The sequence below is a fragment of the Acinetobacter sp. 766875 genome, assembly GCF_000582055.1.
Lineage (GTDB): Bacteria > Pseudomonadota > Gammaproteobacteria > Pseudomonadales > Moraxellaceae > Acinetobacter > Acinetobacter nosocomialis.
The window spans coordinates 1-10905 of the sequence record NZ_JEXX01000039.1 but is presented as its reverse complement, the minus strand read 5'-3'; the positions used below and the strand labels follow the sequence as shown (position 1 = coordinate 10905).

10 protein-coding genes are annotated in these 10905 nt (G+C 39.2%); 6 read left to right on the top strand and 4 right to left on the bottom strand.

Annotated features, from left to right (window positions below; genetic code table 11):
* The 3 genes from J576_RS18920 to J576_RS18910 all read left to right on the top strand — a co-directional run.
* Positions 1 to 307 (top strand): IS5/IS1182 family transposase (locus tag J576_RS18920; protein WP_033855602.1); only part of this gene is annotated, 307 nt, incomplete at its 5' end.
* 39 nt (positions 308 to 346) lie between these two features.
* Positions 347 to 1690 (top strand): aromatic acid/H+ symport family MFS transporter, encoded by a 1344-nt coding sequence (locus J576_RS18915; RefSeq protein WP_002049521.1) that lies wholly within the window; start codon positions 347 to 349, stop codon positions 1688 to 1690.
* Between the two features lie 44 nt (positions 1691 to 1734).
* Positions 1735 to 2997 (top strand): OprD family outer membrane porin, encoded by a 1263-nt coding sequence (locus J576_RS18910; RefSeq protein WP_002049520.1) that lies wholly within the window; start codon positions 1735 to 1737, stop codon positions 2995 to 2997.
* Between the two features lie 99 nt (positions 2998 to 3096).
* Here J576_RS18910 and J576_RS18905 read toward each other — a convergent pair whose 3' ends face one another.
* Together J576_RS18905 and hrpA are read right to left on the bottom strand one after the other, a co-directional pair.
* The gene (locus tag J576_RS18905; protein ID WP_000512836.1) at positions 3097 to 4203 is read right to left on the bottom strand and encodes a beta-ketoacyl-ACP synthase III; all 1107 of its coding nucleotides are present in this window, start codon (positions 4201 to 4203) and stop codon (positions 3097 to 3099) included.
* A 95-nt stretch (positions 4204 to 4298) separates the two neighbouring features.
* A complete protein-coding gene (gene hrpA / locus J576_RS18900; RefSeq protein WP_002049516.1) occupies positions 4299 to 8156 on the bottom strand; it encodes an ATP-dependent RNA helicase HrpA in 3858 nt (1285 codons plus the stop codon).
* Between the two features lie 352 nt (positions 8157 to 8508).
* On the opposite strand from hrpA, the gene ahpC reads away from it, so the two are divergent.
* Both ahpC and J576_RS18890 read left to right on the top strand, forming a co-directional pair.
* Positions 8509 to 9072: an alkyl hydroperoxide reductase subunit C gene (gene ahpC / locus J576_RS18895; protein ID WP_002049519.1), complete on the top strand. Its 564-nt coding sequence runs from the start codon at positions 8509 to 8511 to the stop codon at positions 9070 to 9072.
* A gap of 192 nt (positions 9073 to 9264) precedes the next feature.
* Positions 9265 to 9480, top strand: coding sequence for a KTSC domain-containing protein (locus J576_RS18890; protein WP_002049514.1), 216 nt, complete (start codon positions 9265 to 9267; stop codon positions 9478 to 9480).
* 63 nt (positions 9481 to 9543) lie between these two features.
* Here the strand turns inward: J576_RS18890 and J576_RS18885 are convergent, their stop codons facing one another.
* Complete coding sequence (locus tag J576_RS18885) at positions 9544 to 10131, bottom strand: O-methyltransferase (protein ID WP_002049513.1); 588 nt, start codon at positions 10129 to 10131, stop codon at positions 9544 to 9546.
* A gap of 36 nt (positions 10132 to 10167) precedes the next feature.
* The gene (locus tag J576_RS18880; protein WP_002049517.1) at positions 10168 to 10386 is read right to left on the bottom strand and encodes a DUF1653 domain-containing protein; all 219 of its coding nucleotides are present in this window, start codon (positions 10384 to 10386) and stop codon (positions 10168 to 10170) included.
* Positions 10387 to 10645: 259 nt separating this feature from the next.
* On the opposite strand from J576_RS18880, the gene J576_RS18875 reads away from it, so the two are divergent.
* The coding region (locus tag J576_RS18875; RefSeq protein WP_033855737.1) for a thioredoxin domain-containing protein at positions 10646 to 10905 on the top strand (260 nt) is incomplete at its 3' end.

The window sequence follows — 10905 nt, the reverse complement described above, 5'->3', positions numbered from 1 at the left end:
TAGGCAAGCGCATGCGGTGATTCCACCTAGAAAAAATGCGAAACCATGGAAAGATACAAAGATCAGCTCGCTAGAGCGAAATGAATTACTTCGAACAGTTAAACGTTTAGGCAGCACACTATGGAAAAAATGGTCAGGCTATCATCGGCGAAGTTTGGTTGAAACTAAGATGCATTGCATCAAGTTATTAGGCGATAAACTCAGTGCTAGGAATTTTGACAGCCAAGTGAATGAGATCCATGCACGCGTAGCCGTATTAAATAAATTTACAGAATTAGGCAGACCTCATACCCAAGTTGTAACCTAAATTTTAGCAACTTAGGAAAACTCTGCCGTCAAAGGCTTTATGCAACAAAGCCAGTTAATTGATAAAGCCAGTTTTACATCTTTTCATTGGAAAGTTTTAATCTGGTGCTTACTTATTATTATTTTTGATGGATATGATTTAGTTATTTATGGGGTTGCTCTTCCTCTGTTAATGCAGCAATGGTCATTAACTGCGGTAGAAGCTGGTTTACTCGCCAGTGCCGCTCTATTCGGCATGATGTTTGGTGCCATGATTTTCGGTACGCTTTCAGACAAACTGGGGCGTAAAAAAACTATCCTGATTTGTGTCACCTTATTTAGCGGATTTACCTTTATAGGTGCCTTTGCCAAAGGACCAACTGAGTTTGCTATTTTGCGCTTTATCGCAGGTCTTGGGATTGGTGGCGTTATGCCAAATGTGGTCGCACTTATGACTGAATACGCACCCAAAAAAATCCGCAGTACATTAGTCGCAATCATGTTTAGTGGCTATGCAATTGGCGGCATGACATCTGCTCTACTCGGTGCATGGCTGGTTAAAGATATGGGCTGGCAAATCATGTTTTTAATTGCGGGTATTCCTCTTTTACTGCTCCCACTCATCTGGAAGTTTTTACCAGAGTCTCTCGCCTTTTTAGTGAAATCAAACCATAGCGAGCAGGCGAAAAGTATTGTGAGTAAAATTGCGCCAGAAACTCAGGTAAACGCCAATACACAACTGGTGTTAAATGAAAGCACCACAACCGATGCCCCGGTCCGTGCGCTTTTCCAACAAGGTCGTACCTTCAGCACATTTATGTTCTGGATTGCTTTCTTTATGTGCCTACTCATGGTGTATGCCTTAGGAAGTTGGTTACCTAAACTCATGCTCCAAGCGGGCTACTCATTAGGTGCGAGCATGTTATTCCTGTTTGCACTCAATATTGGCGGCATGGTGGGGGCAATTGGTGGTGGTGCTTTGGCAGATAGATTCCATTTAAAACCTGTTATTACCATTATGTTTATTGTGGGATCAGCAGCTTTAATTCTGCTTGGCATTAATAGTCCACAATTTATTTTATATAGCCTGATTGCGATTGCCGGTGCTGCCACAATTGGTTCTCAAATCTTACTCTACACTTTCGTTGCCCAGTTCTATCCGACGGCACTTCGTTCAACTGGCATGGGCTGGGCCTCTGGAATTGGCCGTATCGGTGCGATTATTGGACCAGTTTTAACTGGAGCGCTACTCACACTTGAGCTTCCTCACCAAATGAATTTCTTAGCAATTGCAATTCCGGGTGTGATTGCTGCACTTGCAATATTTATGGTCAATCTAAAAGCCTCTGTTACCGCACAAACGCCATCAACTTTTAACCCTCAAAACACGCTTACCCAGCAGTAAACACAAATGCGCCGAGGATTGGCGCATCTTTTTGGAAATGGATTATGGAATTATTACACCGCTTTAAACCATGTAATTTAGCAATAGCCACATTATTAGGTTTATTGACTAGCTCAAGTTTATGGGCAGCAGACACCACTCAACAAAGTGAAGATGAATGGAAGTTCACGCTAAAAAATGCCTATATCAACCGTAATTTTGACAATGACACTCTCAAAGACACAGGTAGCTGGTCTCAAGCAGCGTCATTATTTTATAAATCGAAAATGCATGACACTCCACTAGTCATAGTAGATAAGCCTATAACCATTGGAGCTGATGCTTCTGTTCAATATGCCGTGCGTTTAAGTTCAGACAAACACGTTGCGGACACAGTTTTGCCTTTTAATAAAGAAACTCAATCACAAGCATCCGACTTCTTAAAATACGGTGCAACTTTAAAGCTGGGTTATGACAAAACTTTATTAAGTGTAGGCGAACTCTGGTTAGATTTACCTGTAACAGCTGTGGATGCCAGCCGCCAATTACTTGCTTCTTATTGGGGAACCAATCTTAAGTCACAACTTTCAGATCAGCTTTACGCTGAAATTGGTCGGGTTGAAAAAGTGTCGCCACGAAATGAAGAAGACTTTAAAAAGTTTTCTTTCACTTCAAATGGCATTACCAAAGAATCTGATGGTTTAAATTACATTGATCTGCGCTATCAATTTACGCCGTCACTCAAGGGTGAATATTACTTTGGTAATTTGGAAGATCTCTACAATAAACACTATGTAGGACTTGAGCATAATTGGAAACAACCTAATTTTGCCCTCACCTCTAAGTTTAAATACTTCAATGCGAAAGATGACGGCAATGCTTTTGATATCGACGCGCAAAACATTGGAGTACTAGAAACACTTAAAGTAAAAAATCATACCTTTGGTTTGGGGTACCAACAAATTATGGGTGAGTCAGCCTATCCATTACCGGATGGTTTTTTGCCAGAGACCTATTTCATTAACTGGAATGCCACTGGCTTCTTTAAAGAGGATGAAAAGTCTTACCACGTTATGTACGGCTACGACTTTAAAGATTACGTTCCAGGCTTAAACGCGATGGTGAAATATGTTTACGGAAATGATTTTAAAGCAGCCAATGGCGAGAAAAACCACGAAACCGAGTCGAATGTGATTTTAAACTATGCATTTCAGCAGCCTTTCTTAAAAGGTCTTGCCCTGCAATACATTCGAATTGATTACAACGTTAAACATGGCAATGACTTTGGTGAAGATCGCTTGTTTGTAAACTATACTAAAAAGTTTTAATTATTTTTGATTTAAGTTAAGCGGGCCAATTTTGGTTCGCTTTATTATTTTTGAACCATAAAAAACGCTCTTACGAGCGTTTTTAATGAATCTAGTAACTTAAGCAACATGCTTTTGTACAACAATCGAGCCTACTGAATAGCCAGCACCGAAAGATGAAATCACCCCATATTCACCATCATCTACTTCATGGCCTGTACGATGTAAAGCAATAATTACACCTGCTGAAGAAGTATTGGCAAACTCATCTAGAATAATTGGTGCACGGCTTAGATCTGCATCTTTACCAGCCACATATTTCAAGATTAATTCATTCATGTTGGCATTAGCTTGGTGTAACCAGAAACGCTTAATATCGTTTGCAGTTAACTGCATTTTTTCCAACTGGGCATTAATGATTTTTGCCACCAATGGACAAACATCTTTAAAGACTTTACGGCCATCTTGACGGAATAACTTGTCGTCAACGACTGCATCTTCGCTACGGTTTAAGAAACCGAAGTTATTGCGAATGTTGTTTGAAAATTGAGTAAATAAATGAATATCTAAAATTTCAAAACCAGTTTTAGTAGTGGTTTCTTCAATAATAGAAGCGGTCGCAACATCACCAAAAATGAAGTGACAATCACGGTTACGGTAGTCTAGGTGACCAGAAGTAATCTCAACATTCACCAATAAAACACGGCGAGCGCCTGAACGAATTGCATCTGCTGCTTGTTTTAAACCAAAAGTAGCAGCTGAACATGCAACGTTCATGTCATAGGCATAACCTTGAATACCAAGTGCCGACTGGATTTCAATTGCTACAGCGGGATAAGCACGCTGCATATTTGAACAGGCCAAAATTACAACATCGATATCTTCAGCAGTTACCCCAGCATTTTCCATTGCCTGTTTTGCAGCAATAACGCCCCATTCAGCTTGAATTGAAAGTTCATCATTTGAACGTTCAGACAAACGCGGGCGTAAACGTGTTGGATCAAGAATACCCGATTTTTCAATCACGTAGCGGCGCTTAATACCAGAAGCTTTTTCAATAAATTCAGCACTAGAACCACGTAATTCTTCTAGTTCACCTGCTGCAATTTTCTCTGCATTCTCTTGGTTATATTGTTCCACATAAGCATTTAAACTGTCGGCCAGTTCTTCATTAGAAATGATTTCTGTTGGGTGAAATAACCCAGTACCTGTGATACGAATGCCCATGTAAAACTCCTAAAAAAATGAATAGGGTCTGTTAATCTTTCATTTATAAATTGCGTTGTAGGCTGAACAAACGCATAAACAAACCCCGATCTATCTTAACTGATTCCCAAACGATCCCATAACTTTTGCAGTCGAGTTGGTGAAATAGGCATCTTGGTTTTCATCGGCTGAGAAAATAAAGAAATGCGAAATTCTTCCAACATCAAATACAATTCTTTGATTCTTGGATCGTTTTTGAATTTAAATACCTTGTCCATCCATGGATCGACATCATCAATAGCGGCATGATCTCGCTGTAGATTATTTGGCAATCGGTCTAAACGCAATAGCAGCGCTTTTAAATAACGCGGATATTCCTGCCAAAGATCGACTGGTTGGCAGTAAACAAAGTTACCAAGTGACATGAGATCTAACTGATCTTCAATATCATCAATACTGCGTCCAAACACATCCGGATCAAGTACTAAAAGCTGACGACGAATTTGCTGCCATTGAATGTAAATATCACTTAACTGCTCAAGTGCTTGCTGACCATAACTCAAAAATTGCTTTTTGACTTGTTCTACAAGTTGATTAAATTCATCAGCATTAATTGGCAAAGTCGTGATTGCCATCTGCAATGTTGCATAGACCAGCATCTGCTCAAGCTTAGCTTTATCGCCTAAAGGTGAATAAGGAAGCGCAAGTGGTTTTGAAATCTGCTTTTTCAACTGGCGAACCAAATCACCAAGCTGCATATGGACCAGACGAATAATACCCTCGCGATGCTGTTTAATCGCCTCTGACTGATCATTAAAGGTTTGTATAACCACACCAGACTCATCTTTCGCCTCAAGTTCAGCAAAAGCTTTGGTCGGTACTAAAGCTTGATATTGTTTAACAACAACACCTGTCACCTTTTGTGAAGCTTCAAAGGTAAAGTTTTCAGGGAAAGTCTTAAACTCGCCTTTTTGCTGTTTTACTGGACGATGAGTTTCAACACGACAGCGAGCTTTCAACTCAGCTAAATCACGGCCTTTGGCAATTAATTTACCTTTTTCATCAATGACCTTAATAAAAGGCACCAAATACGGATCTATTCGTTCAAATGAAAAATCTTTATCGGTAATTTGCTCACCGCGTAAAGCAAATGTAAGATAGCTAAAAATATGCTGTCGCAAATGTACCGCATCAATGCCCTGCATAAGCTTACGAGCTGTGTCAGGAATAGGCACTATATTACGACGTTTATCTTTTGGTAGAGCTTTTAATAGCGCTTCAATTAAATCTAAACGCCAGCCTGGAATACCCCAAGACCAGATGTTTTCATCAACTTGCGGCAATGCCTGTACCGGAATTTGAACCGTTGCGCCATCTTCATCATGACTTGGGTCAAATCGATATGTCGTTGCCAAACGTAACTGACCATTATGTAAATGATCAGGGAATTGCTGCGTGGTCGGACGGTCATTGAGCCAAAGCGCATCATCTTCTACATATAAATAACGCGGATTTTTTGCTTCTACCGTTGCACGCCAGTCTTCAAAACTACGGCGACTTGCGATTTCTTCAGGTATTTTAGAGGCATAGAACTGATAAATCGTTTCTTCATCGACCACTAAATCGCGGCGACGTAATTTATCTTCAACTCGCTCTACTTCTTCAAGTTTAAGCAAGTTATGTTTTAAAAATGGTGGAACTGTCCCCAGATTTCCTGTGGTTAATGCATCACGTAAGAAAATCTCATGGGCAGCAGGTTGGTCAACTTTCTCAAAATTAACCAAACGCTTCGGTTCAATAATTAAACCAAACAATGAAATTTGTGCATAAGCATTTACAATACCGGCTTTTTTAGACCAATGCGGCTCAAAATAGTGGTATTTCAATAAGTCGCGTGCAGCAAGCAAAATCCATTCAGGATCAATTTTTGCTAATGTACGTAAATAGACCTGAGATGTTTCCACCATCTCAAAAGCCATCACCCACGCAGTATTGGTTTTATGCAACGTACTCGCAGGGAAAACTTTAGCCTTTTGCTGACGCACCGCCATAAAGGTATTACGTTCATCAGTTTTATTGGCAATGAACGATAATAAACCGGTCAGCAACGCACGGTGCAAGTTTTCATAATTTGCAGGTTTTTCATTAAAACTAAGTTTTAAACCTTCGGCCAGCTCGACTAGCTGCTGGTGTGTCTGTTTCCATTCACGTAACCGTAACCAGCTTAAGAAATGCTGCTTAGCAAATTGACGACGCTTGTTTTCCGACATCCCTGCTTCACCTTTAGGATTTAAAGTATCCCAAAGTTTTAAATAAAACAGAAAGTCAGAATCAGCCTCTTTAAATAAGGCATGCTTTTGGTCAGCCTGCATCTGTTTATCGGCTGGGCGCTCACGTGGGTCTTGCACTGCAAGTGCACTCACCACCACCAAAATTTCCTTAAGCACACCAAAATGAGCTCCTCCCACAATCATACGTGCGAGTCGAGGGTCAATCGGCATACGGGCCATCATTTGACCGACTTTAGTCAGTTCGTTTTTCTTCTCGTTTAGCGCACCTAATTCAATGAGTAGCTTACGACCATCATTGACTAGACGGAAATCTGGCGGCTCAATGAAATCGAAGTTTTCTAGCTCACCTAAGCCTAAGCTCTGCATTTGCAGAATTACCGATGCCAAATTGGTTCGCTTAATTTCAGGTTCGGTAAATTCGGGACGGCTTAAAAAATCTTCTTCGCTATATAAACGAATACACACACCCGGAGCAATACGACCACAACGCCCTTTACGTTGATTGGCGGCAGCCTGCGAAATTGCCTCAATTGGTAAGCGTTGCACACGTGAGCGGTAGTTATAACGAGATATACGTGCAAAACCGCTATCAATCACGTAGCGAATATTTGGAACAGTAAGTGCAGTTTCTGCAACGTTCGTGGCAATAATAATACGGCGGCCCTTTCCACTTGGGCTAAAAATCTTTTGTTGCTCGGAAACGGCTAAGCGTGCATACAAAGGTAAAATTTCGGTATGCCTTGGCCCATATTTTTGCAAAGTTTCCTGTAATTCTCGAATTTCTTGTTCAGTACTTGAGAAAATCAGAATATCTGCATGTTCTGGATGGCCTTTTTCTTCGGCATCAGCAAAGCATTCTTCTACAGCTTGTACGACGGCACGCGGAAGGTTTTCTTCAAAATCGTCGAACTCGTCATCATCACTACCGCCAATATTCATCTCTGAAATTGGGCGATAACGTACTTCGACCGGATAGCTACGACCTTCTACCTCAAAAATAGGCGCATCATTAAAGTAATTACTAAAACGATTTACATCTAAAGTTGCCGAGGTCACGATGACTTTTAAATCTGGGCGTTTTGGCAACAATTGCTTTAAATAGCCCATAATAAAATCAATATTGAGTGAGCGCTCGTGCGCTTCATCAATAATGATGGTGTCATATTTGGACAGAAAACGGTCATTGCCTAACTCGGCAAGTAAAATACCGTCAGTCATTAACCTTACAATCGAATCTTGTGAACCTTGTTCATTGAAACGGATTTTAAAGCCGATAGACTCGCCAAGCTTTTCGCCGACTTCTTCTGCAATACGCTGCGACACACTACGTGCAGCTAAACGACGTGGCTGGGTATGTCCAATCATACCGGTCAAACCACGCCCTGCTAACATTGCAATTTGAGGAAGCTGAGTAGTTTTCCCTGAGCCTGTTTCCCCTGCCACAATAATGACCTGATGCTTTTGAATCGCCTCAATTAAACGGTCAGCATATTGGGTAACAGGTAAGTCCTGATTTAATTTGATTTTTGGTAAACGTTCATAACGCTGTCTAACTTTTGCATTAGACTGTTCAAATAATTTTTCAATCTCTGAAGTATCGGCTTTTTTATCTTTACGCAAACGATTTAAACGGTAACGATCTCTCGCCATCACCCATTGATCTATATTTAAACCATTCAGCACAGATAAATTTTCCTGAAAATTCAACAATCCTCTATTTTACGCTTTAATGCCCCTCAGGTAAAACAGTTGGTTTTTTATATATTTTTAATTTTTTAAAATTTTACCCTTGAATTTTATCTAGATAAACTTCATGTTGTTAGGCAAGTTTCTTTTACTATAACTGTCATTTGATTTACATGTTTTTGCAGTCAAATCGAATACAGTATTTGGGGACTTAAAAATCGGAAATTTTCCACTTATTCAATTTTCCGATTTTAGTCATGTAAAAATACTATTTCCCCAATAAAGAATTTTTATTTATTCTACATCTCGTAAACAAGTTTAAATATAAACCTCAATCATGGAGACAATGATGAGCTTGATTAATACTGAAGTTAAACCATTCCAAGCAACTGCTTACCACAACGGCCAATTTGTTGAAGTTAACGAAACTAACCTTAAAGGTAAATGGTCTGTTGTATTCTTCTATCCAGCTGACTTTACTTTCGTTTGTCCTACTGAGCTTGAAGACTTAGCTGACAACTATGCTGAATTCCAAAAATTAGGCGTGGAAATCTACGGTGTTTCTACTGACACTCACTTCACTCACAAAGCTTGGCACGACACTTCAGACGCGATCAAGAAAATTCAATACCCATTAGTTGGCGATCCAACTTGGACTCTTTCTAAAAACTTCGACGTTTTAATTGAGTCTGAAGGTTTAGCTGACCGTGGTACTTTCGTTATCGATCCAGAAGGTAAAATCCAAATCGTTGAAATCAACGCTGGCGGTATCGGTCGTGACGCATCTGAACTTCTTCGCAAAGTAAAAGCTGCTCAATACGTACACTCTCACCCAGGTGAAGTTTGCCCAGCTAAATGGAAAGAAGGTGAAGCTACTCTTGCTCCATCTATCGACCTAGTTGGTAAAATCTAATCTCTCTTAGATTTTAAAAACTCGAAGAACCATCCTTTATCGGATGGTTCTTTTGTTTTGAATAAGCACATCACATTTTCTACTGATACTTTTACAATTCTGCCCTTCCCCGTTACTTAAACATTGAGTAATGTCAAATAAACAACTAGTTAATTTTTGAGTAAGTTTGATATGAAATAAAGGGGTGCATTTATGGTGAATACAGCGGTCGTCACTTCATGGAAATATAATGCTACATCGCGTCATTTAAAAATCTTTTATAGCGACGGTTCTGGAGATCTATATCATCCTGTCCCTGAGTTTGTTTATGACAACTTATTACGTTCAACAGACAAAGCTGCTTTTGTACATAAATATTTAGAATTTAATTTGCACTTTACTCGACTTTCTTTGGTGATTGCCTCATAACAACTATAAAAAAGGCCTGCTCAAAACAGGCCGCGACTGGAATATGAAATTATTTCAGTAAAACTATTTTGTGACCACTAAACATAAACCTGCACCTACAGGCAAAATACTACTCATAAAATCTGCATCCTTTTTAATCAAAGATAAAAAAGGATTTACTTCTGCTGCATGAGATATCACATTATCAACCACTAAAACACCACCTTTAGCCTTAATTAATCGTTTTAAATCTGGCCAATAACTTTCATATACATCACGTTCAGCATCTAACAAAATAAAATCGAATGTTTCTTTTGCTTCTTTTAAGTAATCGGCTGCATCTCCTACCCAAAATTGAACAATTTCGCTGAGCTCTAACTCAGCTACATGGCGTTTTGCCTCTGCACTTCGTTTTTCATCGATTTCAACTGTGGTCACCTGCCCTCCAGTTGCCTGAGCAGCTTCAGCTAACCATAAAGTTGAATAACCTGTCGAAGTGCCAATTTCTAAAATAGTTTTGGCTTGCTGCATACGAATAAATTGTGAGAGTAATTTTGCAGACTCTACTTCAATATTGCGATATCGCTGTAAACGATCAGGCTGCTGTGAGTCATGCTGTTTAAAGGTGTCATATAAATCAGCAACTCTTTGTAAGAAAATAGTATTTGGCATCTATTTTACTCCTTCTTTATATGACAGCTGTTTTATTTAAGTACTTTGGATTAATTTAAAACGCGGTACGACACTACCATCACTCATTTGGACGGTTTCAGTAAACATATTAAGTGGTCGAACCCAAGTTGAATAATCACCATATAAACATTGATAAACGACCAATTCCTCTTCAGTTTCACTGTGTTTTGCTACAGAAAAAACTTGATAGAGATTACCTTTATAATGCTGATAAATACCGCGTTGCAATGACATGAAACTACCTTTTAATGTTATGACATAAAATCTTTACAGCCATATAACATATATAAATTTTCAAACACTTTCACTTTAAAATACCGCAAAAGTAAAAATGAGATTGAGATTCTCTTTTTAATATTTTCAACTCATGCCTAAATCAAACAAACATTCAAAAAACCGATTAAATACATAAAAACATACTGTTTTACCTATTCATTGTTTTCACGTACTATGCATCTATTGAAAGAATTTGGATGCATTGGAGTAAAAACAGATGTTAGATCAAAACATTAAAACTCAATTAAAAGCTTACCTAGAACGTTTAGAAAGTCCAATCGAATTAGTTGCTGCTTTGGATGAATCAGATAAAGCTGCCCAAATTAAAGAATTAGTAACTGAAATCGCTGAGCTTTCTGAAAAAGTAACAGCCCGTTTTGACGGTAACAATACACGTCGTCCAAGCTTTGGTGTGGCTAAAGCAGGTGAACAGCCTCGTGTGTTCTTTGCAGGCTTACCAATGGGACATGAGTTTAC

Bases quoted from the DNA above. Each gene is read 5' to 3' on its own strand.
- J576_RS18915 (WP_002049521.1), top strand. From the start codon at position 347: ATGCAACAAAGCCAGTTAATTGATAAAGCCAGTTTTACATCTTTTCAT.
- J576_RS18910 (WP_002049520.1), top strand. From the start codon at position 1,735: ATGGAATTATTACACCGCTTTAAACCATGTAATTTAGCAATAGCCACA.
- J576_RS18905 (WP_000512836.1), bottom strand. From the start codon at position 4,203: ATGGGCATTCGTATCACAGGTACTGGGTTATTTCACCCAACAGAAATC.
- ahpC (WP_002049519.1), top strand. From the start codon at position 8,509: ATGAGCTTGATTAATACTGAAGTTAAACCATTCCAAGCAACTGCTTAC.
- J576_RS18890 (WP_002049514.1), top strand. From the start codon at position 9,265: ATGGTGAATACAGCGGTCGTCACTTCATGGAAATATAATGCTACATCG.
- J576_RS18885 (WP_002049513.1), bottom strand. From the start codon at position 10,131: ATGCCAAATACTATTTTCTTACAAAGAGTTGCTGATTTATATGACACC.
- J576_RS18880 (WP_002049517.1), bottom strand. From the start codon at position 10,386: ATGTCATTGCAACGCGGTATTTATCAGCATTATAAAGGTAATCTCTAT.